The sequence below is a fragment of the Desulfonatronospira sp. MSAO_Bac3 genome, assembly GCF_003838035.1.
In the GTDB taxonomy this organism is placed as follows: domain Bacteria; phylum Desulfobacterota; class Desulfovibrionia; order Desulfovibrionales; family Desulfonatronovibrionaceae; genus Desulfonatronospira; species Desulfonatronospira thiodismutans.
In genome coordinates this window covers 1-24,489 of the sequence record NZ_QYZY01000296.1, presented here as the reverse complement: position 1 = coordinate 24,489, position 24,489 = coordinate 1, and the positions used below count along the sequence as shown (strand labels likewise).

22 protein-coding genes and 3 tRNA genes are annotated in these 24,489 nt (G+C 55.1%); 13 read left to right on the top strand and 12 right to left on the bottom strand.

Annotated elements, in window-relative coordinates; translation table 11 throughout:
- Position 1: 1 nt before the first annotated feature.
- The 7 genes from recA to D5S03_RS10070 form a co-directional block, all read right to left on the bottom strand.
- Entirely contained in the window at positions 2-1,066 is a 1,065-nt protein-coding gene (gene recA / locus D5S03_RS10100) for a recombinase RecA (protein WP_287043807.1), read from the bottom strand.
- Between the two features lie 78 nt (positions 1,067-1,144).
- Positions 1,145-1,921, bottom strand: coding sequence for a GTP cyclohydrolase FolE2 (folE2, locus tag D5S03_RS10095; RefSeq protein WP_008869772.1), 777 nt, complete (start codon positions 1,919-1,921; stop codon positions 1,145-1,147).
- Positions 1,921-2,340 carry a nickel-responsive transcriptional regulator NikR gene (gene nikR, locus D5S03_RS10090; protein ID WP_008869773.1) on the bottom strand — a complete coding sequence of 140 codons (420 nt, stop codon included), beginning with the start codon at positions 2,338-2,340 and terminating at the stop codon, positions 1,921-1,923. The genes folE2 and nikR overlap by 1 nt, the downstream gene beginning before the upstream one ends.
- A gap of 101 nt (positions 2,341-2,441) precedes the next feature.
- Positions 2,442-3,095: a class I SAM-dependent methyltransferase gene (locus D5S03_RS10085; protein ID WP_287043803.1), complete on the bottom strand. Its 654-nt coding sequence runs from the start codon at positions 3,093-3,095 to the stop codon at positions 2,442-2,444.
- 2 nt (positions 3,096-3,097) lie between these two features.
- Positions 3,098-3,976, bottom strand: a complete 879-nt coding sequence (locus tag D5S03_RS10080; RefSeq protein WP_287043802.1) for a cell division protein FtsX — start codon at positions 3,974-3,976, stop codon at positions 3,098-3,100.
- A 2-nt stretch (positions 3,977-3,978) separates the two neighbouring features.
- Positions 3,979-4,656, bottom strand: a complete 678-nt coding sequence (locus D5S03_RS10075; RefSeq protein WP_287043800.1) for a cell division ATP-binding protein FtsE — start codon at positions 4,654-4,656, stop codon at positions 3,979-3,981.
- Positions 4,656-6,893, bottom strand: a complete 2,238-nt coding sequence (locus tag D5S03_RS10070; RefSeq protein ID WP_287043798.1) for a vitamin B12-dependent ribonucleotide reductase — start codon at positions 6,891-6,893, stop codon at positions 4,656-4,658. Before D5S03_RS10070 ends, D5S03_RS10075 begins: the two co-directional genes overlap by 1 nt.
- A 51-nt stretch (positions 6,894-6,944) precedes the next feature.
- Here D5S03_RS10070 and D5S03_RS10065 point away from each other — a divergent pair, with 51 nt between their 5' ends.
- Positions 6,945-7,904, top strand: coding sequence for a zinc metalloprotease HtpX (locus tag D5S03_RS10065; protein WP_287043796.1), 960 nt, complete (start codon positions 6,945-6,947; stop codon positions 7,902-7,904).
- Positions 7,905-7,930: 26 nt separating this feature from the next.
- Positions 7,931-8,752, top strand: a complete 822-nt coding sequence (locus D5S03_RS10060; protein ID WP_287043794.1) for an alpha/beta hydrolase — start codon at positions 7,931-7,933, stop codon at positions 8,750-8,752.
- A 22-nt stretch (positions 8,753-8,774) separates the two neighbouring features.
- On the opposite strand, the gene D5S03_RS10055 is transcribed toward D5S03_RS10060, so the two are convergent.
- Entirely contained in the window at positions 8,775-10,433 is a 1,659-nt protein-coding gene (locus D5S03_RS10055) for a ribonuclease J (protein ID WP_008869780.1), read from the bottom strand.
- Between the two features lie 337 nt (positions 10,434-10,770).
- Positions 10,771-12,831: an elongation factor G gene (gene fusA / locus D5S03_RS10050; RefSeq protein ID WP_287043792.1), complete on the bottom strand. Its 2,061-nt coding sequence runs from the start codon at positions 12,829-12,831 to the stop codon at positions 10,771-10,773.
- A 287-nt stretch (positions 12,832-13,118) separates the two neighbouring features.
- Here fusA and D5S03_RS10045 point away from each other — a divergent pair, with 287 nt between their 5' ends.
- From D5S03_RS10045 to clpX, 6 genes are all read left to right on the top strand, one after another.
- The gene (locus D5S03_RS10045; RefSeq protein WP_287043790.1) at positions 13,119-14,063 is read left to right on the top strand and encodes a ParB N-terminal domain-containing protein; all 945 of its coding nucleotides are present in this window, start codon (positions 13,119-13,121) and stop codon (positions 14,061-14,063) included.
- The gene (locus tag D5S03_RS10040) at positions 14,056-15,186 is read left to right on the top strand and encodes an SPL family radical SAM protein (protein ID WP_287043788.1); all 1,131 of its coding nucleotides are present in this window, start codon (positions 14,056-14,058) and stop codon (positions 15,184-15,186) included. Before D5S03_RS10045 ends, D5S03_RS10040 begins: the two co-directional genes overlap by 8 nt.
- Before the next feature lie 65 nt (positions 15,187-15,251).
- Positions 15,252-15,335: transfer RNA gene (locus D5S03_RS10035), tRNA-Leu, on the top strand.
- A gap of 85 nt (positions 15,336-15,420) precedes the next feature.
- Complete coding sequence (gene tig / locus D5S03_RS10030) at positions 15,421-16,749, top strand: trigger factor (RefSeq protein ID WP_008869784.1); 1,329 nt, start codon at positions 15,421-15,423, stop codon at positions 16,747-16,749.
- A 381-nt stretch (positions 16,750-17,130) separates the two neighbouring features.
- On the top strand, positions 17,131-17,739 hold the full coding sequence (gene clpP, locus D5S03_RS10025) for an ATP-dependent Clp endopeptidase proteolytic subunit ClpP (protein WP_008869785.1): 609 nt from the start codon (positions 17,131-17,133) through the stop codon (positions 17,737-17,739).
- 39 nt (positions 17,740-17,778) lie between these two features.
- Entirely contained in the window at positions 17,779-19,032 is a 1,254-nt protein-coding gene (gene clpX / locus D5S03_RS10020; RefSeq protein ID WP_008869786.1) for an ATP-dependent Clp protease ATP-binding subunit ClpX, read from the top strand.
- Between the two features lie 190 nt (positions 19,033-19,222).
- On the opposite strand, the gene D5S03_RS10015 is transcribed toward clpX, so the two are convergent.
- From D5S03_RS10015 to dksA, 3 genes are all read right to left on the bottom strand, one after another.
- Positions 19,223-19,642: an iron-sulfur cluster assembly scaffold protein gene (locus D5S03_RS10015; RefSeq protein ID WP_287043787.1), complete on the bottom strand. Its 420-nt coding sequence runs from the start codon at positions 19,640-19,642 to the stop codon at positions 19,223-19,225.
- A gap of 36 nt (positions 19,643-19,678) precedes the next feature.
- The gene (locus D5S03_RS10010; RefSeq protein ID WP_287043786.1) at positions 19,679-21,175 is read right to left on the bottom strand and encodes an NFACT RNA binding domain-containing protein; all 1,497 of its coding nucleotides are present in this window, start codon (positions 21,173-21,175) and stop codon (positions 19,679-19,681) included.
- A 150-nt stretch (positions 21,176-21,325) separates the two neighbouring features.
- A complete protein-coding gene (dksA, locus tag D5S03_RS10005; RefSeq protein WP_008869789.1) occupies positions 21,326-21,688 on the bottom strand; it encodes an RNA polymerase-binding protein DksA in 363 nt (120 codons plus the stop codon).
- A 310-nt stretch (positions 21,689-21,998) separates the two neighbouring features.
- On the opposite strand from dksA, the gene D5S03_RS10000 reads away from it, so the two are divergent.
- The 5 genes from D5S03_RS10000 to D5S03_RS09980 all read left to right on the top strand — a co-directional run.
- Complete coding sequence (locus D5S03_RS10000) at positions 21,999-22,745, top strand: Rossmann-like domain-containing protein (protein WP_287043785.1); 747 nt, start codon at positions 21,999-22,001, stop codon at positions 22,743-22,745.
- A gap of 106 nt (positions 22,746-22,851) precedes the next feature.
- Positions 22,852-22,926 (top strand) — tRNA-Gly (locus D5S03_RS09995).
- A gap of 23 nt (positions 22,927-22,949) precedes the next feature.
- Positions 22,950-23,024 (top strand) — tRNA-Cys (locus D5S03_RS09990).
- A gap of 189 nt (positions 23,025-23,213) precedes the next feature.
- Positions 23,214-23,945, top strand: a complete 732-nt coding sequence (locus tag D5S03_RS09985; protein WP_287043783.1) for a class I SAM-dependent methyltransferase — start codon at positions 23,214-23,216, stop codon at positions 23,943-23,945.
- A partial coding sequence (locus D5S03_RS09980) for a YcaO-like family protein (protein WP_287043782.1) occupies positions 23,942-24,489 on the top strand: 548 nt, incomplete at its 3' end. The genes D5S03_RS09985 and D5S03_RS09980, both read left to right, overlap by 4 nt.

The window sequence follows — 24,489 nt, the reverse complement described above, 5'->3', positions numbered from 1 at the left end:
GTCAACTCCTGTCCTGGGAATCGCTCTGTCCCTGCTGGGCTTCCTCTTCCGGCTGCACAACGCCCAGTTGGGTCAAAAGCTGGTTTTCAATATTCATGCGGATCTCATCATTATCCTGCAGAAAAGACCGCACGTTCTCCCGGCCCTGGCCAAGCCTCTCGGAGCCGAAGGCGAACCAGGCCCCGCTTTTGTCCACCACCCCGTGCTCCACTCCCATGTCCAGAAGCTCCCCTGCCCTGGAGATGCCCTGGCCGTAAAGGATGTCGAACTGGGTCTCCCGGAAGGGCGGGGCCACCTTGTTCTTGACGGTTTTCACCTTGACCCGGTTACCCACTACTTCATCCTTGTCCTTCAAGGTCTGGATCTTGCGGATGTCCAGGCGCACCGAGGCGTAAAACTTGAGGGCATTGCCCCCGCTGGTGGTTTCGGGACTGCCGTACCCCATGGAACCGATTTTCATGCGGATCTGGTTGATGAAAACAAGAGAGGTTTTGGAGCGGTGAATCGTCCCGGTGAGCTTGCGCATGGCGTGGGACATGAGCCTGGCCTGCCCGCCCACCTGGCTTTCGCCCATACTGCCCTCCAGCTCGGCCTGGGGAATAAGAGCGGCCACAGAGTCAACAACAATCACGTCCAACCCCCCGGAGCGCACCAGCAGGTCGGCGATCTCCAGGGCCTGCTCCCCGTAGTCCGGCTGGGAAACCAGCAGTTCCTCGGTCTTTACCCCGAGGCGTTTGGCATAGTTTACATCCAGGGCGTGCTCGGCGTCTATAAATGCCGCTGCCCCTCCCTTTTTCTGTGCCTCGGCAATTACATGCAGGGCCAGGGTGGTCTTGCCCGAAGATTCAGGCCCGTAGATTTCCGAAACCCGGCCCCGGGGAATGCCTCCGATGCCCAGAGCCAGATCCAGCCCTATGGAGCCGGTGGGAATGGACGGGATGGCCTGATGCGCCTCGTCAGAGAGACGCATGACCGAGCCCTGTCCATACTTGCGCTCTATGGTGGTAATGGCTGTCTGCAGGGCCTCCTTGCGCACATCTTCGGCAGATTGGGTTTTCTTGGCCATATATGCTCCTGATTTAATTTTCTTTAGAAACCGGATTTTTCAATACACGTATCAGGTGATAAAATCAAACCCTGGACTTTAATGCTTTCCTCTGCCGGTAATGGTGGCATAGGCGCTGTGATTGTGGATGGATTCAAAGCTTTCCACCTCCACTTCATACCAGATGATCCGGGGATGTCTGCTCAGGCTGAAAGCCACACACCGCACCACGTCCTCCACAAAAGTCGGATTGGCAAAGGCCTCATCAGTTACATACTTTTCATCCTCTCGCTTGAGCAGAGGATAAACCGGTGAAGATCCGGCACTCATGCCTGTGTCGATGAGTTCTTCCAGCCAAAGGAGCCCCTTGTAGCCGCACTTGATCTTCACGTAGGCCCTCTGGCTGTGGGCCCCCTGCTTGCTGATGGCCAGGGAACAGGGACAGACCGTCATTACCGGCACTTCCACGCCCTGGGTCATCCTGATCTCCCCCATGGAAAACTCTCCGGCCAGAAAGGATTTATAATCCATCAAAAATTCATGCCCGCTTACCGGGGTCCTGCGGGAATAAAAATAGGGAAAATCAAAGCGGAGAAGGGCCTTCTGGGCTTCCAGTCGATGAATGATCTCCGCCAGGAGCTCCTTGATGCTCTCATAGGTCAGAACCTTGGACCAGTGGCTCAGGGATTCCAGGAAACGGCTCATATGAGTGCCCTTGAACTCTCCTGGCAGATCCACGCAAAGGTCCACATCCGCCACTGTGTGCTGCTGCCCGTGCAGGCGGTCCTGGACAAGCAGGGGCAGCTTTAGGTTCTTGACGCCAACCCTGTCTATAGGCAGGGGGAACTCCGGCATACCGCTCTGAACATCCTGCATTAGAGCAAATCCTTGCCTGTAGTGGCCATGTTGAGGTTGCCGTGCTTGACTCCCTTGGTGGAGGAGAGCTTCTGGGCCGTTTGCCGGATATCCCGGCCCGGCCCCCGCAGAATCAGCACCTCCAGGCAGTTGTCATGATCCAGGTGCACGTGCAGCGAGGTTATCACCAGGTCCAGGGCATCGTGCTGAATCCGGGTCAGTTTCTGGACAAGATCGCTCTGGTGGTGGTCATAGACCAGGGAAAGAACGCCCACATTCTCCTGGGACTCCTCCTCCCACTGCTGCTGCACCAGGGCATTTCGGATGAGGTCCCGGATGGCCTCGGACCTGGTCTGGTAGCTTTTATCCGAGCACAGCTGATCAAACCTGGACAAAAGATCCAGGTCCAGGGATACTCCGAAACGTATGGTTTCTCCCATTTTCTGCTCCCTTGCTTATAACGTCTTGTAACTATTTACAGTCTATTTTGTGCTATCAATCTGAAATTCTTGCTCATTTTTGTTTTTCTCATGCTGCTGCCTTACCGCCGCACAAGCTCCACCAGCCTTACGCTGGCCTTTTGACCGAACCAGCTTACCCTTCGCTCTTCAATCTCTTTTGCTTTGAAACCCTGGCTTAAAAGCCTGGCCCAGGTATCTGCGGACACATTTCTGTTCTGGTCCGCTATCCAGATGCGGCCCCCCGGAGCGAGACAGTTCCGGAAAAACCCCGCCAGGGGCAGGGCGAAGCCGGTCTCGTACAAGACGTCAGCAGCCCAGATAAACTCGAACAGGTTTTTCTTAAGTCCGCCTCGCTTCCAGTCAATGCCCGCCCAGAGTACATCCGGGGTGTTGTTGGCCTTTGCGCTTTGCCTGGCAAAAACCAGGGCATCGGGCTCCATATCCACGGCCACCACTCTGGCTCCCAGCCTTGAGGCCAGTATTGACGTGGCTCCCAGGCCGCACCCCGCTTCCAGGCAGAGTCTTCCCCGGATAAGTTCCCGGCTGCGGTCCAGGTGTTCGGCCAGAAGTACACTGGAGGGCCATACCTCGGCCCAGTAGGGGATTCTTTCCTGGTCCATGTCCCTGGACGGCTCTTCCAAGCCGGACCACAGGGTTTCCAGGTCGGCCTGCCTTTTTAGTTTCAGCCTGTGCCCGGCCAGCTTCAGGTTCAGCACCTGGGATAAATCCTGCATACTTATCTGAGCCTTCCCCTCACCGCCAGGAAGCTGCTCAGAATGCCCACCAGGGTCAGGACCCCCGGAATAGCCAGGGCATAAGGCAGGGGCAGAAATTCGATCCTGATCCAAAGCGGTGGAAAATAAAGCACATCTTCCAGGGTCAGATGCAGGAGCTTGAGCAACCCCAGAGAAATAACCCCTCCCAGAAAACCCTGCAATGCCCCGCTCACCAGCAGGGGAAACTGAATATACCTGCCGCTGGCTCCTACCAGGGCCAGAATGTCCACTTCCTCCCTGCGCTGCATCTGGTTCAGCTTCAGGGTGTTGGCCACCACCAGCCCGGTAATGAGCAGCATAAGCCCTATAAGGGGCCAGAATATGCCGGAACTGACCCGCACCCAGGTCCTGGCCAGGTCCAGTTGAACCGGGTTGTAGCTGACCCTCTCCACCCCGGGCAGGTCCATAAGCCTGCTGCGCATCTTTTGAGCCCGGTCCCGGCTGTTTTCCCCTTCCAGGGAAAATTCCACCAGGGCTGTTGCCGGCAGAGGGTTTTCCCGGGACAGGTAGCTGACATCCATGTCCCCGGAAATGGATTCAGCCAGGGACTTCAGCGCCTCGTCCGGGGTAAAGGTGTTGATTCCGCCTATATCCCAGGACTTTATCTCCTCCCACTGCTCCTGAACTTCCTGCTGGGGATGACCTGAATCCCAGTAGACCTGAAACTGTATATCCTCCTGCGTACTCTGGGCCGTCAGATGCACGTTGTAGAGGGCCAGCAGAAAAATCCCGGCCATAAACGAGGTAAAGGCGACAGTACTCAAAGTGAAGAACTGCGCCCACCTGTTTCGGCCCAGATTGGCCAGCCCCTGCATAAAAAGCCTGGCTAAAACGCGCATGTCTAATCCTCCGCGGACTCCCAGTTGCAGCCGGCTTCAGCACCTTCGCGCAGGCAGAGTATCTTGGCCCCGGGCAGGGAGTTGATGAGTTCCTCGTTGTGGGTGGCCAGAACCACGGTCGTACCATGCAGGTGAAACTGCCTGAAGACCTCCACAAGCTGCATGGACAGTTTTTTGTCCAGGTTTCCCGTGGGCTCGTCCGCCAGAAGGACCTTGGGGTTTATGACCACGGCCCTGGCCACCGCAACCCGCTGCTGCTCTCCCCCGGATATCTCCCGGCACAGGCACCAGGACTTGTTGTCCAGGCGCAGGCTTCTGAGCACAGCGCGCACCCTTTTGTGCACCTGACCCGGCACCATGCCCCGGACCTGCAGGGGCAGGGCCACGTTGTCCCAGACAGTTTCGTCGGGCAGGATCTTGAAGTCCTGAAAGACAATGGCCACTTGCCTCCTCAGCTGGTACAGCCTTTTTTCCGGCAGGGACTTGAGGTCAAAACCGGCTATGGAAGCCATGCCCCTTTGCACCGGCAGACTGCCGTGCAGGAGCCGCATGAGCGTTGTCTTGCCCGCCCCCGAAGGCCCGGTTAGAAACAGAAAATCGCCCTTGTCCAGGGAGAAGCTGATGTTCTTCAGGGCCCAATAGCGGCCGAAGGAGTGGGACAGATGTTTTACCTGTATCATTACCCGCACTTGGTATAGCCGCATGCCTGGCATACAAAGCAGCCTTCCTGAAAAAGAAGCTCTGCAGCGCATTCCGGGCAACTGGGCTTGTTAAGTCCGTTTATGTCCGATTTAAAACTGTGGCCCTGCAGGTACCGGTTCTCCAAAACCCAGCCCACCGCGTCCGGGATGGACAGCAAAAGCCCCTTCTTCTGAAAAACCGGGTGCTCTCCCCCTATCCCCTTGATCTGCTTGACCACATCCACCACGTCTATTCCAGAGCGCAGGGCCAGGGAAACCAGCCGGCCGATGGCCTCGGCCTTGGCCGTAATGGAACGCCCCGAGCGCCCTATGGTGGCAAAGACCTCAAAAGGCTTGCCATCCACCTCGTTGACCGTCAGATAAAGCTCGCCCAGGCCTGTCTTGACCTTCTGGGTGAACCCGTACACCACCTCCGGCCTTTCCCTTATGCTTTTCTTGCCCGAGGCCCGGTCCTGTCTGGCCTTTTCCCCGTCCTGGGTGCTCAGAACCTGCTCCGCCCGGCATCCGTCACGGTAGACCGTCACCCCTTTGCAGCCCATTTCGTAAGCCATCCAGTAAATCTGCCATACATCTTCCTGGGTGGCATCAAAGGGCAGGTTGACCGTCTTGGATACAGCATTGTCCGTATACTTCTGAAAAGCAGCCTGCATTTTCAGGTGGTACTGGGCGGGCACGTCCATGGCGGTTACAAAAACATCTCTTAGGTCCTGGTCCAGGTGCTCCATCTGCTTGATGCTGCCCTTTTTGGCCACATCCTCCATAAGCTTGTCGCTGTAGCTCCTGGTATTTTTAAGGGCCTCTTCCAGGTGCGGATTAACTTCCAGGAGACGTTCCCCGTCCAGCACCTGGCGGGTGAAGCTAAGGGCGAAAATGGGCTCGATGCCCGATGAACATCCGGCAATGATGGACAGGGTGCCTGTGGGTGCTATGGTGGTAGTGGTGGCATTGCGGTATGGTCCCAGGTTCTGCCTGGCGTAAATGGAATGTTCGTATTCCGGAAAAGGCCCCCTTTCCTGGGCCAGTATCCTGGAGGCGGACCTGGATTCGCGCTGCACGAACTCCATTATTTTCTCCCCGAGCTGCAGCCCCCGGTGACTGTCGTAAGCCACCCTGAGCTGAAACAAAAGATCTGCAAATCCCATTACTCCCAGGCCGATCTTCCTTGTCTTGTGCACCATCTCTGTAATGCGCTCCAGCGGATACCTGGACAGGTCTATTACATTGTCCAGAAAGCGCACGCTCAGGTGAACGGCTTCTCGCAGTCCCTCCCAGTCGATGCCGTCCTCGGCCGTGGGGGAGTAGAACCTGTCCAGGTTTATGGAGCCCAGGTTGCAGGCTTCGTAAGGAAGAAGGGGCTGTTCCCCGCAGGGATTGGTGCTTTCCATTTCCCCCAGTCCCGGCGTGGGATTGTCTTTGTTGATGCGGTCCAGAAAAATTATTCCGGGATCGCCTGACTCCCAGGCCTTGTGCACCAGCAGGGAAAAGACCTCCCTGGCATTGAGCCTTTCTGTTTCCTGGTTGTTCTGCGGTGCTGTCAGGGGATAATCGCTTCCGGACTCCACGGACTGCATGAATTTTTCGGTCAGGGCCACTGAGAGGTTGAAGTTGTTCAGCTCTCCGTCGCGCTCCTTGGCCCGGATAAAATCCATGATATCCGGATGATCCACCCGCAGAATACCCATGTTGGCCCCGCGCCGGGTCCCGCCCTGCTTGACCTGCTCCGTGGCTGTATTAAAAATCTTTAAAAAGGACAAAGGCCCCGAGGCGATTCCCCCAGTGGAACCCACCCGGCTGTCCTTGGGCCGCAGTCGGGAAAAGGAAAATCCGGTTCCGCCCCCGGACTTGTGGATCAGGGCGGCGTTCTTGATGCTGTCGAAAATCTCGTCCATGGAATCGCCCACCGGCAGGACAAAACAGGCCGCCAGCTGTCCCAGATCGGTCCCGGCATTCATAAGGGTGGGGGAATTGGGTAAAAACTTGCCTTCCACCAGTAATTGATAGAAACTGCGGCCCAGGTCCAGGCTGTTGTAAGACGATTCCTGGTATTTATCCTCCTCACCGGCCACGCTGGCGGCTACTCGCCAGAACATGGTTTTGAAATCCTCCAGGGGCTGTCCGTCATCGCCCTTGCGCAGGTACCTCTTGGACAGTACGGTCTTGGCGTTGGGGGTCAGCACCGGTTCAGGCAAATCCTGGGGCATGGGCATTATCTTCATGAATCCACTCGCATGGTTTGTTTTTTAAGGTTAATTACAAAGGCAGGGTAAATGAACATCAACACCTACACAAGCCACAAATGGTTAAATCTGCTGCATTCCGTGCTCATCCTGACCGGCATGGCGGTTATCCTGTGCCTGCTGGGCTGGCTTATAGCCGGCAGGCCTGGGATTGTCTGGGCCTTTATCATCGGGACCGCCGTGGTCATAATCACTTCGCGCATCTCACCGCAGGCAGTACTGAAAATGCACAATGCACGCCTGCTTGACTACAGTCACGCTCCCAGGCTGCACACCATGACCCGGGAACTGTCCTCCAGGGCCGGACTGTCTTTTCAGCCGGCGCTTTTTTATATTCCCAGCCCGGTGGTGAATGCTTTTTCCGTGGGCCAGAAGAAAAATGCAGCCATAGCCCTCACCGACGGCATGCTCAGAAGCCTCAGCTACAGGGAAATCCTGGGAGTTATGGCCCATGAGATCAGCCATGTCCGCAACAACGATATATGGATCATGAACCTGGCTGAAGCCGCCAACAGGGTCACGGGGCTGCTTTCTCTCACGGGGCAGTTTCTGCTTCTCTTGAACCTTCCCCTGATCCTTACGCAGGATTATCACATATCCTGGTGGATAATCTTCCTGCTCATCTTTGCCCCCACCCTGAGCACCATCATGCAGCTTTCCCTGTCCAGGACCAGGGAATTCGATGCCGACATGGACGCGGCCATGCTTACCAATGATCCCATGGGCCTGGCCCGGGCCCTGGCCAAGCTTGAGTACACCACCCGGTCCTGGCTGGACCGGTTTATGTGGCCCGGACAAAAGTCTGGCCTGCCGTCCTTTCTTTTGACCCATCCCCGCACCGAGGACCGCATCCAGCGCTTGATCAGCCTGGCCGGGGATATTAATGAACAGCCGTGGCAGACGCCGGACCATTCGTATATGGACCTGAAAGCAGCCCGCCTTCCGGCGGGGGCCGGTCCCTTGAGACGTCTGCTTGGGAAATGGTTTTAAAAGATCACTTCATCAAAGGTGGATTTATGCTCAAATTTTTTGGTACAGCCCTCGGTGTAGCCGCGGTTATTTACCTGATATTTCTGGGATACGCCTATATATTTCAGTCTCGCATGGTCTATGTCCCCCACCAGGAACTGGTCGCAAGCCCGGGGGATATCGGCCTTGACTATCAGGAAGTCTACCTGGACACCCCGGACGATGTCCTTGTTCACGGCTGGTTTGTCCCGGCAAAAGAAGAAAAGGGGGTGGTGCTCTTTTGTCACGGCAATGCCGGGAACATTTCCCACCGTTTGACCACCCTGGATTTTCTGCATTCCCTGGACATGTCCGTTTTTATCTTCGACTACCGGGGCTTCGGTAAAAGCAGCGGCTCTCCGGACGAAGAAGGCACCTACACTGATGTCCAGGCCGCCTGGAATCATCTTACGCGGGAAAAAGGCTACGACCCGGGTGAAATCTTTATCATGGGCCGCTCCCTGGGAGGTGCTGTGGCAGCGGAACTAACTGTACACCAGAAGCCCGCCGGAGTAATCCTGGAATCCACCTTTCAGAGTATCCCGGAACTGGGACGGGACCTCATGCCTTTTCTTCCGGTAAAACTTCTGGCCAGGTACAGCTACGACACCCGCTCCAAGCTGCAGGACTTTTCCGCCCCGGTGCTGGTCATCCACAGCCCCCAGGACGAGATCGTTCCCTACAGGCACGGCCGGGCCCTGTACTCCGAGGCTCGGGAACCCAGGTATTTTCTGGAAATCCAGGGGGACCACAACTCAGGGTACAAACAGAGCCGGGAGAGCTACCTGGACTGCCTGGAAAAATTTTTCCGCAGGTATAAAGGTCCTTGATCAGCCCTGAAATGAACCCCGGCTAAACCTTGATGGCCAGGGGTACCACTATGGGATCACGTCCCAGGATCTTGCGGAAAAACTTGCGCAGGGTGGAACGGATCTTTTCTTCCAGCTTCCTGCTTTCTCCCGGAGGAACATTTTCAAAGACATCCAGGAGCAGGCACTTGGCGTCTTCCAGTATATGGTCGTACTGCTGTTCAAAAATAAAGCCCCTGGAGAGGATTCTGGGGCCCATGACCAGTTCCCCGGTGCTTTCGCTTATGACCATGACCACGATCACCAGGCCTTCACCCCCCAGGATATGCCTCTCCTTGAGTACGGTATGCCCCACATCGCCCACTCCCTTGCCGTCCACAAGGGTGGAATCCGAGGGAATTCTGTCTTCCAGGCGGATACTGTCCTGAAAAAAGGTCACCGGCTGGCCGTTTTCAACGATAAGGCTTCTTTCGGGAGCCACCCCGCATTCCCTGGCCAGAGCGGCATGCTTGAACAGGTGCCGGTACTCTCCGTGCACCGGTATAAAAAACCTGGGATTGACTGTTTTGAGCATGGTCTTGAGCTCTTCCTTGTGGGCATGCCCCGAGGCGTGAATGGCCCGTACCTTTTCATAGAACACTTCCGCGCCCAGCCGGTAGAGATTGTTTATGACCCTGGCGATGGCCTTGGTATTGCCGGGAATTATCCTGGAAGACATGAGCACCGTGTCCCCGGGCTTGACCTTGAGCTGACGGTGTTCCCCCAGGGCCAGCCGGGTCAGGGCGGAAAGGGGCTCTCCCTGGGACCCTGTAAGAAGCAGCACCGTTCGCGAGTCTTCCACTCCTGAGATTTCATCCAGGGTGCAGTATGTTCCGGAGCCGACCCGCATGAAGCCCTCTTCCATAGCCATTTCTATGTTGGAAGCCAGGCTTTTACCGCTCACAGCCACCTTGCGCCCATGCTCCATGGCCAGGTCGAATATCTCCTGCATCCTCTGAATATGACTGGAAAAAAGGGTAACCAGTATCCTGCCCCGGGCCTCGGCAAACACTTTGCCCAGGGAGTCCTTGATCTCCCTCTCGGTAAGGGCGTAACCCTCCCGTTCCACGTTGGTGGAATCGGAAAGCATCAGAAGCACACCCTCCCGGGAAAAACCGGCAAATGCCTCCAGGTCGGTAAAGTGTCCGTCAAGGGGCTCCGGGTCCAGCTTGAAATCCCCTGTATGCACAATTCTGCCCACCGGGGTCTCAATGCCGATGCCGAAGCCCTCAATAATTGAATGACAGACCTGAAAAAAATTGAAGGTCAGGTCATCGACCTGCAGGGGGGTCTTGTGGTCCATCACCTCCAGGCGGGTGTATTCCAGGAGGTTGAACTCCCTGAGCTTATTTTCCACCAGCTTCAGGGTAAAGCGCGAACCGTATACAGGGGCGTCCACATAGGGCAGAAGCCAGGGCAAAGCACCTATATGGTCCTCATGGCCGTGGGTGAGGATAATGGCTTTAAGTTTTTCCCTGTTTTTGAGTACATAATCGAAGCGGGGTATGACCACGTCCACACCCAGCAGGAAATCATCCGGGAACATGAGCCCGCAATCAATGAGAACCATGGTCCCGGGCGTCTCCAGGACCATGCAGTTTTGTCCGATCTCACCCAGGCCTCCCAGGGGGGTCAGGGTAACATAATCATCCTTTTCAGACATTTACACTCCAAATAAACCAGATTTCATCATGGCCCTGCAGGCTTCCCGGGCCTTGGAATAACTTCAAATTAACAAAAAAATGTATCTTATTTATAAAAAAAAAACAAGTTCGTGACAACGTAAAAAAGCCCCCGGACTTTCTTTGCAGGCTGAAAGCCGGGCAGTGACCCTGCCTTCAGAGCAAAGAAAAACCGGGGGCTTTTGCAGATAAAAACTGTAACTCCGGGTTTACTGTATCTTCAGTTGCTGAACATCATATCTCCTTGATTTTTCTGCCTGCAACCATTTCCTGCCACGCTTCACAGCGTGGTCAGCGCGGCCCTCTGACTTCTGAGTCTCATGCTTCCTGGGCGCTGTTTTCGGCAATGACCTTTTCCGCTATGGGACCCGGGCATTCCTCGTAATGGGCAAACTCCATGGTGAATGTCCCCTGACCTCCGGTCATGGAGCGCAGATCCTGGGCGTACTGCAGCATCTCGGCCATGGGCACGTGGGCCCGCACCGAGGTTATGCCCTTGTCCGACTCCGAGCCCAGCACCCGGCCGCGTTTGCTGGACAAATCCCCGATGACGTCGCCCATATACTCGTCAGGTACAAACACAGTGGCCAGCATGATTGGTTCCAGAAGCACCGGGCTGCATTTCTCCACCGCCTTTTTAAAGGCCATGGACCCGGCGATCTTGAAGGCCATCTCCGATGAATCCACACTGTGATATGAACCGTCATAAAGGGTGACCTTGAAGTCCACCACCGGGTAGCCTGCCAGCACTCCCCTGGCTGCGGCCTCCTGGATGCCCTTGTCCACCGCGGGGATATATGTCCTGGGGATAACCCCGCCCACTATGGCATCCACAAACTCGTAGCCTTCCCCTCTCTGCAGGGGCTCAAGCCTGATCCAGCAGTCCCCGAACTGACCCCGGCCGCCGGTCTGCTTCTTGTAGCGGCCCTGGACCTCGGTCTTGCCCTTGATGGTCTCCCGGTAGGGAATTTTGGGGGTCTTGAGCACCACCGCGGCCTTGTAGCGCCGCCTGGCCTTTTCCACGGCCATTTCAATATGCAGCTGGCCCATGCCGGACAGAAGCATGTCCTTGGTTTCCTCGTTGCGGGTGAGCTGCAGGTTTATATCCTCATCCAGGAGTTTGTGCACCGCGGCAAACACCTTGTCCTCCTCCCCCTTTTCCTGGGCTGCCAGGGCGTAGGAAAGAATGCACGGCGACAGCTGGGGCTTTTTAAGCACAAAGGGATCCTTTTCACTGCAAAGGGTATCCCCGGTGACAGTGCTCTTGAGTTTGGCTGCGGCCACTATACTGCCCGGTCCGGCCGCTTCCTTGAACTGTGTCTGCTTTTTGCCTTCCAGCAACAGAAGCTGGCCCAGCTTTTCCTTCTCGTCCCTGACGGGATTGGCCAGGATCATATCCGAGGATATGGTGCCGGAGAGCACCCGCATTACACTTAGATGTCCGGAAAAGGGGTCGGTTATGGTCTTGAAGACAAAGGCTGCAGGTTCTTCTTCTGGATGAGACCTTCTTTGCCTGCCGTCTTCTCCCTCCCAGTCCGGGTGTTCCAGGGGAGAGGGAAGCAGGCTTTGAACCGCCTGCAAGAGCTTGGCCCCGCCCTTGTTTTCCAGGGCCGCCCCGGAACATACCGGTACCACTTCCCCGGAAAGCACACCCTTGCGCAGGCCGCTGTAAAGCTCCTGCATCTCCAGGCTGCCCTCCTCCAGGTATTTTTCCATGAGCTCTTCGTCGCTCTCGGCGATATTCTCCATGGCCAGCTCACGCATCTCGGCCACGGATTCCTGCATATCCTCCGGAATGTCCCCCGGGGTCAGCCTGCCTTCCTGATCAAAGTAGTACGCCTTTTCCTCCAGCACATCCACAAGCCCCTTAAAATCTGCTTCCGCTCCAATGGGCATATACAGAACCACCGGCTTGATCCCCAGGAGATTGACTAAGCTGTCGTAAGCCATCCTGAAATCAGCTCTCTCCCGGTCCATCTTGTTCACCATGACCAGGGCGGGCAGCCCGGCATCCTGGACCTCGGTCCACAGTTTTTTGGTCAGGGGCTTTGCTCCGTCCACGGCATCCACCACAAAAACAACTCCATCCACTGCCTTTAAAAGATAGCTTATATCCCCGATGAAATTGTTGTCCCCCGGGGTATCCACCAGGAAGTGCCTGTTCTTTTCCCAGGTATAAACAAAAAATCCGGGCTGGATGCTGCCGCGCCTCTTGATTTCCTCGGGCTCGAAATCCAGGCTGGTGGTCCCGTCTTCAATACTGCCCAGCCTGCTGATGGCCTTGCTCTGATACAGGATCATTTCCGCAATGGAGGTCTTGCCTGTTCCTCCGTGACCCACCAGGGCATAGGTCCTTTGCTTTTCCAACTTATCCAGCATGCGTTAGCCCCCTTTGTGTGCTGTTGTCCGCCCCCGGTATCAGGCGGCGGCCATGTTTGCTTGATTATCCGCAAGACTTGTCCCGGGGTGTCCGCGGGACCGGTGCTGCCGGGCCCGGGTCCTTACTGGACATCTGCCTGCCCGGGAGTTAAATAGTTATCCGCCTCTGCATGGAAAATATTCTGTCCTATTGAAAGATGAATCAAAAGTTGTCAAGCTGCAAATTGCATGCTGCCGGGCAGAAGAACAGGGCAGATGACTACACTGCTTATACAGGTAAATAAAAAATGCTCACATACACCCCTTTGACACTGGACCCAGACCGGATCCTGGATGTTGATCCGTGCATCTTCTGGGCCGGGGAATGCACCAAGCCCCTTTTTGATTCCCTGCAGGGCCAGGGACAGCTTCAGCCGGTTCTGGTTCAGAAATCAAGCACCGGATATACTCTTGTAGCCGGTTACAGCAGGTTTCAGGGCCTGAAAAAGCTCGGCAAAAAGATTTACGCCCTGCAGACTGAAGATCCCGGGCCATGGGAAAAGGGGCTTATCTATTTATCCAGCAATCTGGGCCGTATCCCGGATACTCTGATGCTGGTCAGGGCCATGCGCTATTTTTCCCCTCTGGGAAAAGACCTGCAGCAAATCTACCTTCTCCTGGGCATATCCCGGGGATCCAGGCAGGAGCGCCAGCTTCAGGCCTGGACAAGGCTTCCACATGAGTGGGACGGGGCACTGCAGCACACCCCGCAGCTTTTGACCTGTGCCCCCGACCTGGCCAACATTAGCCACTCGGACCTGGATACCCTGTTGCCTTTTTTTCAGGACCTTTCCTGGTCTTTGAACAATGCCCGCAAGTTCCTGGACCTGTTGCGGCGGACTCAACAGCCTGAAAACCTTCCCATAGAAGAAGTTGTCACCAGGCTGGCCCTGGATAAAATCCTGGCCGGGGAACTAAGCCCCAAAGACAAAATCCGGTTAATCCTGGACAGCCTGGGCAGAGCTGCATACCCTGAATATTTCCGGCTTATGGACGAAGCCCGGCAAAATATAAACAGCCTTGTTGCCGGTACAGCCTGGAACTGCACCCATTCAGACAATTTTGAAAGCCCCGCCCTGGAACTGCGGGTGCGGGTGCACAACCGGGATGAACTGCAGGAGGTTTCCAGGCAGTTAAAAAGCATTGCATCCTCCACTCATCTGAGCCCCTGGCCGGTATACCCCCATGAATGACACCCGAGAACCCTGCCTTCCGGCACACCTGGAGCCGCCGCAGCATATACTGGTGGACCCGGAGGTCATTCACTCACCCATAACAGCCCGGGTTCTCTCGCGCCTGCCCGGTATCCCCTGGAGCGTCTGCCGGAATTATCAGGAAAAGCTGCAGAAGCATGGCCCGGGAGCGCGCATACTCTACCTCAAAAACTACAAAGGCCGCTTTATGCGCTTTTGCCCCGGCACCAGCAGGTATCAGTGCTGCGGCTACCGCATCATCCACATCGGGGAAAACTGTCCCCTGAACTGCAGCTACTGTATCCTGCAGGCCTACTTCCAGGACAGGGTGCTCAAGGTATGGGCCAACCAGCAGGACCTGTTCCGGGAACTGGAGGAACACCTTGCAGATAAAAACAGGCTTTTCCGGGCGGGCACCGGTGAATTCACCGACTCCCTGGCCCTGGAAGCCATTACCGGCTATACCGGTGACCTGGCGGCCTTTCTGGGACAGTATCCCAATGTCTGCCTGGAACTCAAATCCAAAATAGTGGATCTTGGCTGGATGTCCCGGGTCTCGGACCCGGCCCGGGTGCTGCCGGCCTGGTCCGTCAACACGCCGGAAATCATTGCTTTGCAGGAAAAAGGATCAGCCGGCCTGCAGGAGCGCATGCAGGCCGCCCGGGAATGTGTCCGCCAGGGCTTTCGCATCTGTCTGCATTTTGATCCAGTCATTCACTATCCGGGCTGGCAGAAAGGTTACGCCCTGGCCGTTGAGACCATTTTCGACTATGTAAATGCCCGGGACATCGCCTACATGAGCCTGGGGTCCTTTAGATTCATGCCGGAACTGGAAAAAATTCTCATGCATAACCACCCCGGTGCCGACTACATCTACAACGAATTCATAACCGGCCTGGACGGCAAAAAAAGACTTCTTCTGCCGCTTAGACTAAAGCAGTTCAGGTTTCTGGCCCGGAAACTTAAAAATGCAGGCATGGGCACCAATATGTATTTCTGCATGGAGTCAGAACACGTCTGGCAGGATGTTCTGGGCTATACCCCCCGGGATCTGGGAGGTCTGGACAATCACCTGTTGCGACTTAGTTTTCAGGCTGATCACTTCAGCGCCCTGAAAGCTTGATTGACTACCGCAGGATACTGGGCTATAATATAATGTTTAACCTTATTACAAACATGGTATCACAGGCGAGAGTGGCGGAACTGGCAGACGCACTGGACTTAGGATCCAGCGGTTTTACCGTGGGGGTTCGAATCCCCCCTCTCGCACCAGACAAATTTTTTTATAGAATAACACACCCGGTCCGGGTTGCCCGCGCCTGAAATTTTAAAGATATCCCAAGGAGGTCAGTTCATTATGGAATACACCGTGGAAGACATTTCCCCAGTGAAAAAAAAGATCAACATACAGGTTCCCACCGAGGAAGTGCACGCCGCCCTTTCCGCGGCAACAGCTATGTACAGCAGGGACGTGGAACTCAAAGGCTTTCGCAAGGGCAAGGTGCCTGCCTCGGTTGTAGAGGGCAGGTTCAAAAAGCAGATTTACAACGAAGCCACCACTGACCTTATAAACGTCCATATCAACCAGATCATGAGCGAAATGAAGTTCAACCCCCTGTCACGCATAGATGTGGACGCAGGGCTTCTGGAAAGGGAAAAGGATTTCAACTATTCCGTGAGCTTCGAGGTTGCCCCGGAGTTTGAGCTGCCTCCCTACAAGGGTATCACCATTGAGGAGGAAGAGGTCCTGGTCAATGCCGAGGAAGTGGACCAGGTCATCAACCGCATCCGCAACAACATGGCCGAACTTGTTGTAATAGATGAAGAGCGCCCGCCCAGGGACAACGAGGCCGTGGTCATAGACTTTGAGGCCTTTGACAACGGCAAGCCCATCGAAGGGGTCAAGGCGGACAACTTTCAGATGACCCTGGGGGAGGGCGGAGCCCTGCCCGAATTTGAAGAACTGATCAAGGAACTCAAACCCGGCGAGACCGGGAGCCGAGAGATCCCTCTTCCCGATGATTTCTTAAACGAGGAACTGGCCGGCAGGCCGGTGCTTATGCAGGTCACCCTGCACAGCATCAAGGAGAAGAAACTGCCGGATGTAGACGACGAACTGGCCCAGAAAGCCGGCGGTTTCGATTCCGTGGAAAAACTAAGAGAAGTGATCGAGCAGTCCTACAAGAGCACCCGCAAAGAGCTGCACAAGAGCTCGGCCCAGAAAAAGGCCCTGGACGAACTCAAGGCCCGGGTGGAGTTTGAGCTGCCCGAGTCCCTTGTCCAGGGACGCATCCAGCAGAAGATCTCCGATCTGCAGTCCCAGATGGAAAAAAAGGGCAAGAGCCTGGACTCCCTGGGCAAGAGCCGGGAGGAACTGGAAGAGCAGTTCAGACCCGAGGCCGAGGACATGGCCAAGTCCCAGCTTTTCCTGCTGGCGGTGGCCAGGGCCGAGGGGCTTGACGTCAGCGAGGACGAAATGGATGCATACATCCAGAAGCAGGCCCAGTCCGGTGGGCAGGATCCGGCCCAGCTAAAAAAGTTCTACCAGGACAACAACCTCATGTTCGCCCTCAAGGACAGCCTCCTGGCGGACAAGGCCATGGACTTCATCTACGAAAATGCCCAGGTCAACCTGATCCCTCCCCAGGAAAGTGAAGAGGGCGGACAGGAAACTGCCTCCAAGTAACCTGGAACTGCTTCCCGCAAAAAAAGGCTGCAGGCAGTTTTGTGGATGGGCAGAACCCTGCGGATACAGCAGGTTTTCGCAGACAGCAGGTTTACACGGCCAAGTTTATATTCAAAGGCAGACCCATGAAAACCCGGCCGCTGAAAAGTCCAGGCTGGCCCATGCGCAGATGCAACCAGCGAAGAGTCATGTCTGCCACGCGAACCACGCGAACCACGCGAACCACGCGAAGCGCGTGGCAGGACGCGTGGCAGGCAAAAAATCAAAAAGCTGCAATGCAGGCTTGACAACTGGCTCTGATTTACGACTCTTTATCTGCAGCATCTTTGCACTTATTTAAGTTTTTTTGTGTACGCCCGATTTTTAATCAAGGAGATTCAAATGAGCTATAACATACCCATGGTCATAGAGAGCACCGGCAGAGGGGAGCGGGCTTATGACCTGTACTCCAGGCTTTTGAAGGACCGCATCATCCTTCTGGGCACTCCCATTGACGACCACGTGGCCAACCTCATCTGCGCCCAGCTCCTTTTTCTGGAATCCGAGAGCCAGGAAAGGGAGATAAACTTTTATATCAATTCCCCTGGGGGATCGGTTACTGCAGGTCTGGCCATCTACGATACCATGCAGTACATTTCCGCCCCGGTGGCCACCCTGTGCCTGGGACAGGCCGCAAGCATGGGTGCCCTGCTTCTGGCCGCGGGCCAGAGTGGTATGCGCTACGCCCTGCCTCACAGCCGCATCCTTATTCACCAGCCCATGGGCGGGTTCAAGGGTCAGGCCACGGATATCGATATCCAGGCTAAAGAAATAATCCGTCTCAAATCCAAGCTGAACAACATCCTGGCCCACCACACCAAAGTGGACCTGGCCAAAATCGAACACGACACTGACCGGGATTATTACCTTGAAGCCCAGGAGGCTCAGGATTACGGACTGATAGACAGCGTGCTCACATCAAGATCCGAAATTGACAAAACAGGCAAATAAATTAAGATGAGAGCAAATTAGAATAATCAGAGGTGACTCATGGCCAACAAGAAAAAGAAGCCCTACGTTTCCGACCTTGGCTGTTCTTTCTGCGGCAAGACCCAGGACGAGGTGGACAGGCTCATTGCCGGACCGGATGTTTATATATGCAATGAATGCGTTTCCCTGTGCGATGAAATCATCGCCCAGGACCATGCCGAGGAGACTGAAGAGGGCGATACCCTGCTGCCGCCCTCAGAACTGAAAAAAGCCCTGGATGACTACGTGGTGGGCCAGGAAAAGACCAAAAAGCTCCTGGCGGTGGCGGTTTACAACCACTACAAGCGTGTACGCTACATAAAAAAACAAAAAGACGACGTGGAGCTGGACAAGAGTAACATCCTGCTTATAGGCCCTACCGGATCTGGCAAGACACTGCTGGCCCAGACCCTGGCCCGGGTGCTCAAGGTGCCCTTCGCCATAGCCGACGCCACCACTCTCACCGAGGCCGGATACGTAGGCGAAGACGTGGAAAACATCCTGGTTCAGCTCATGCAGAACGCTGACTATGACCTGGAGGCCGCGTCCAAGGGCATTATCTACGTGGATGAAATAGACAAGATAGCCCGCAAGTCAGACAGTCCATCCATTACCAGGGACGTTTCCGGGGAAGGAGTTCAGCAGGCACTTTTAAAAATCATCGAAGGCACCGAGGCCAATATCCCCCCCAAAGGGGGACGCAAGCATCCCCAGCAGGAATTCATCCGCATGGACACTTCCAATATCCTGTTCATTGCCGGGGGCGCATTTATCGGGATGGACAAGATAGTCCGGGAAAGAGTTCAGAAGGGCAGCATGGGATTCGGTGCAGAGCTTGGCAGCCAGTTCGGGGCCACCCCCAATGAACTCATCAGCATGGCCCATCCGGCTGATCTGATCAAGTACGGGCTCATACCCGAATTTGTGGGCCGCATTCCCGTGGTGTCCTCCCTGGAAGAACTTACAGAAGACGACCTGGTGCGCATCCTGACCGAGCCCAAAAACGCCCTGGTCAAGCAGTACCAGAAGATGTTCGAACTGGACGATATCAACCTCAAGTTCACTCAAAACGCCCTGCGGGCCATTGCTGCCAAGGCCCTGGAAAGAAAGACCGGAGCAAGAGGACTTCGCAACGTCATGGAATCCATAATGATGGACGTCATGTACAACCTGCCGTCCCTGCAGGGAGTACAGGAGTGCCTTATCAACAAGGAAGTGGTGGAAAAGGGCATCGACCCCCTGCTCTTTTACCAGCAGGAGGCCAAAAGCGCCTGATCGAAGATTCAGGAATTCAGGAATTCAGGGATTGGGGAATTGAGGGATTTAGGGATGAAGGATTGGGGAGAAACAGGGAAAATGCCTGGCTAAGAGCCAGGGTCTGGTAAACCGGGACATGATTGCGCCAGTGGCGCGATTAATCAAAACCGCAAAGCACCGAACCTGATTAAAAAGGCGTTTGCCTCTATTATCCGCATGTTTCAATGGCCCTGTGCAGGGCCTTTACTGCCAGGGCTGCGTAATGTTTCTTGGACCCGGGCATCCCGGGCAGGGCCTGCATCACGTCTCCAGCCCCGAGCGCAAGGGCCTGATCCAGGGTCCTGCCCCGGGCCAGTTCGCAGGTCATGGAAGCACAGACCACGCTTGACCCGCATCCCTCGCTGAAAAAAGTTGCCCTGGCAATAACCTCCTGCTCCAGAACTAAGTATATTTCCACCCTGTTGCCGCAGGACCCGGTCACTGCGGCCATGCAGTCATGGTTCTGCATCCTGGCCATGTAATCCGGGTTTTTCCAGCGCCTGTACACCTCCGGACCGAAGTCCTGCAGGGCCTGGGAGTCCACCTTTTCCTGCAGCTCGTCAAAGGCCCTGTGCATGCTTTCTTCCATTTTTTTGCTCCAGAAAAGTACGCAGGTTCCTCCTGCTCAGCTCTTGTCCACCTTAAGCCCTGCTTCCAGGTCCGGGTCCGGCTCCACCACAAGACTTTTATACACCCTGTCCACTTTGACCCGGCCCGGCGCAGCACCTTTAACCGGCTTTACATCCTTGACTAAGGCGCACATTATCCGGGCCCTGCCCTCATTTTTCTGAAAACTGGCCAGAGCCGCCAGAACAGCTGCTTCTTCCAGGGTCCTTTCCGGGACAGATTCCTCCCTGCCCCGGCGCTTCAATATTGTATGCGCCCCGGGTCCGTCCTGGGAGTGCAGCCAGTAGTCGAACCATGAAGCGTACTGCCGCAGAAGGTCCCCGGCCACCCGGCTGTTTTTGGCCCTGAGTATGGTATACCCGTCACTGGACCTGAATACATGAGCCTTTCTGTGTAGATCGCTTCTGGAATCTGAAGACTGCGCCTGCCTGGACTCTTTTTCCTGTCTGGAGGCATCAGCCTGATGGCTTCCCAGCTCCGGGCCGGCAAGCTCATTTTTTCTCCTGGATACCGCCTCCAGGCCCCTTTTGCCCTTCCGGGCCCTTTTAAAAAACCACTGCATGTTCTCCCGGACGGTTCTGCCAGGGTCCAGCTCCAGTTCATGCTCCAGGCCATGGTGATCCTTTAATCTCAGGCCGGCGGTTTTTTGTTCCGGGTCCAGCTGGTAGAGATTGTTCTGGATGATTTTCCCCTGGTCCTCAAGTTTTGTCATCTCCAGAAGACGCTTGTGGTCTTCCTGGATCTGTTGCATTTTTTTCTGCAGTTTCCTGCTCTTTTTTTTCTCCTCTTTTTCCCGGGCCTTTTCTATGGGCGCATCAAGGAGACTTTGCAGCCCAGGTTCTGCAAAAGCTGCACAAGCCTCAAGGGCGGAGTCAAACTCCCGGCAGGTGTCGCTGTCCGTGATCCTGAAGCAGCTAAGGCCCAGCCTGTCAGGGCCTTTTTCACAAATGAAAAATCCCTCGGGCCGGCCTGCGGCCAGATCCTGCAGAAGCCGCCCGGCCTCATCCGGGCTGCGCCGGGTCAGTTCCTGTCTAAGGGGAGGAGTAAGCTGGGGGTGGGTTTTCCAGATCTCTTTGTCTGCAAAAAAAGACTCCAGGTCAGGCCAGGCAATACTGTCTTCCGGAGAAACCCCGGGATCATCCACCACGCTCAAGCCCCTGACCAGGTCCAGTTCAAGCCAAACCGGATCAGCAGCAAAAAGGCGCAGGAAGATGCGCCTTTCAGGCCACATACTGATCATGTCCAGGATGCGCCTGTTTTTGATGTGTTTGCGAAGCCGCATGGCCTGCGCCGGAGGCTTTGAAGGATTGGGAGGCTTTGTGCTGGAGAGGGTGAAAAAACCCTGTTTGCGTGAGCAGGCCAGGATCAGATTGCCCCTTTTGCCCATGTCCAGGGTATAGATATCCCTGCCCGGCATATATACCTTTTCAATGCGAACGCCCTGAACCTTGTCAAAAAGCTCCTGGACTGCGAACCGGAAAAAATTGGCCTCCATAAAAGATCATCCGGGCCGGCTGCATTCCCTGGCATCTGCTTGAACAGCCGGCAAAAAGAGGACTGCGGGTTGTATTTTCAGGCACGCTTCTCTCTGTACAGGTCAGAAAGAAGCCCTGGCGGAAAAAAGAGAGGTCTGCGCCCGGGACTGTTAATCCCCGTGCAGGGCTTCCTGCTGCTCCTGCCTGCTCTTGCATTTGATGCAGAGCGTGGTTACAGGCCTGGCCTTGAGCCTGGGCTTGGAGATATCTTCACCGCAGTCTTCGCACTCTCCGTATGTACCGTCTTCGATGCGCTCCAGGGCCTCGTCGATCTTTTTGATAAGCTTGCGGTCACGGTCCCTGAGTCTCAGGGTAAAGGCCCGGTCTGATTCGGCTGAAGCCCTGTCAGCAGGATCAGCGTACATTTCCCGTTCTCCGGTCATGTCCTCCAGGGTATCTTCGCCTTGTTCCAGGATGTCCTGCCGCATTTTCCTGAGAATTTCTCTGAAAGAATCAATGTCAGCCTGGTTCATTACGTGGGTCTCCTGTTGGATGATTTAAAAGGGGCAACGCCCCCTTTCCAGCATGGCAACCGTCTTTTTTTCCGGTCCCGGCCGGAGGTTCTAAGCCTGCATGCAAAAACAGGCATATTGCTGCTTTTAATTTCAGAAGCTGCTCCTGAATAAAAAGTGTCTTATATCTCATAAAACCGGTGATGTAAAGATATACCCATTGTTTTTGTTGTCCTGAACCTGAAAATTGTTTATTCTGAACCTTGTCTGACTAAGCCCCGCAAACTTCTTTTAAGCAAGGACCCCCTTTTTGGGGTCTGGAGAGCTGTAAATGCAGATCACCCAGCAGCAGATCATAAGCGAAATCGTTCACGAGGCCCGCACCCGCCCGGACAGTGCCGTGAGAGAACTTGTGCAGGGACAGCTCCTGGTGGGTGTACAGGCTGAGCAGGGTGCGGGGATATGCTCCAGGGTTCCCCTGGACGACGTCCCTTTGGATTCAGGACATGAACCAGGCCAGAACCAGTCCCTGCACCAGCTTCTGCCTGGGCTGCAAAACCAGGACACTGTGCAGGCCTCTTTTGCCCTGGCTTCTGCCAACTGTATCCTCAACAGTCGCCGCGGCGAAATTCAGGCCAAGGCCCAGGAGCTTATCCTGGAGCTTGGACAGGGGAAAAACGTGGCGGTGATAGGGCATTTTCCCTTTGTCAGTAAAATAAAAAACGCCTTCAAGAACTTCTGGGTCCTGGAAAAAAGGCCCAGGGATTTTGACCTGCCCAGCACTGAAATGCCAAGGATTCTGCCCCGGGCCCAGCTTGTGGCAATTACCGCCACCACGCTTTTAAACGGTTCCCTGGCCGGGATACTGAACCTGTGTGATACAGGCAGCATCAGGGTGCTCATGGGTCCAAGCACCCCCATGGCCTGCTGCCTGGGCCGCATGGGAATCGACTACCTGGCCGGATCAAGAGTGCTTGAGCCCAGTCAGGTCTTTACAGGCATTAAAAACGGGCTTTGCTTCCGCAGCCTGTCCGGAGTAGAAAACTTTATCCAGCCAACGGGCAGGACCGGCGTCTAAAAAACCATTGACCCGGCTCCAGCCGGGAAGCAGGCATTTTCCCTGCCTGTCCAAAATTGTTCTTGACACCTCACACTCTGTGTTTTATCAATTTCTTTCCCTGAGGGCGGGAGTAACTCAGTGGTAGAGTGCAACCTTGCCAAGGTTGAAGTCGCGGGTTCAAATCCCGTCTCCCGCTCCATTTAAATCAGCTTGCAAGCACCGGGCGGCATAGCCAAGTGGTAAGGCAGCGGTCTGCAAAACCGCCATTCTCCGGTTCAAATCCGGATGCCGCCTCCAAAAACGTATAACCAGGCAGCCGCACCAGACTGCATTCAACCTGCAAACCAAAACTATCCATACATTCAGCCGCGTCCCTGCTCCCAGAAATTACTTTTTTCGTACTAAAAAACAAATTCTGTCATTTTTTCAGACCTGCAAGGTATGAAATAAATATAAAAAGGCAACCCTTATTTTGGAGGTAACACAGTGCAGGACACGGACTTTTTGCAGACAGAGAGTATGGATGAGCTTCTCGCCCGCGCCCGGGAAAAATACGAGGTTATTTTTGAGCCTGTACGCATTAAGGACATGACCCTTGATATCCTGCAGATTGCCGACATGGAAGCCTATATTGATCAGCTCGCAGAAACAGCCGGGGACAGACTGGAGTTGCCCTTCTGGGCCAAAATATGGCCGGCTTCGGTGATACTTGGCTACTACCTGTGCTCCCTTCCTGCAGACAAGCCCCTGGACATGCTGGAACTGGGTGCAGGAGTCGGACTCTGCGGCCTGGTGGCTGCAGCCAGGGGACACAAGGTGCTCATCACCGACAATCATCCCGATGCCCTGCTCTTTGCCAGGATAAACATCCTGCAGAACAACCTTCAAGAACGTGCCTCTGTCCAGGCAGTGGATTTCACTGCTGACCACCTTTCCAGGAGTTTTGACAGCATCCTGGGAGCCGAGATTCTCTACCAGGAAAACATCTACCCATACTTGATCCGGTTTCTGGATAAACATCTGGACACTTCCCTGCACGGCGAAATAATCCTGTCCGCCAGCAATGCCAGAAAATCGCCGGCTTTTTTCCAAAAGGCCCAGGAAAATTTTCAGATCAGCCACAAGACCCTGGAGTGCAGGGACAGTTCAGCAGATGACTATGAAGACCAGGAAAGCCACAAAATAACCATTTACCGCATGAAGGCCCGGCAGAGATGATTAAAATCGGCTCCAGCCCCAAAGGCTACACCCAGGAAGCAGACAAGGCCCTTACTCCAGAAGAGACCGTGGAAAAGGTCACCGGGGCGCTAAACCAGCATGGCCAGGCTATTTTAAAAAAAATCAAGCGCATTGACACCGGTCGCCTGGGCATACCGGTTTATTTCAGCTATTACGGGGTCAGGGCCAGGGACATGGGCGTGCCCAAACGCCAGCAGATGGGCAAGGGAGTCTCACCTGCCCAGGCCCAGTGCTCGGCCCTCATGGAGCTTATTGAACGGTATTCCTTTTTCAGCTTTGTCTCCAGTGATGAAAATTTCATCCGCCTGTCCTGGAAAAAAGCCAGGTCAAGATGGGGGGATCAGCTGATACCCACAGCGGAAATCATCAAATCCGTGCAGGAAGATATTTCCCGGCAACAGGCCGAAGAAGTCCTGGACCTTATACAGTGGCGCTTCACCCCGGCCCTGAATGTTTATGAAGCAAGACAGGAGTATGTGCCCCTGGACTGGTTCAAAAAACTAAGTGAATTCAACGGCAGCAG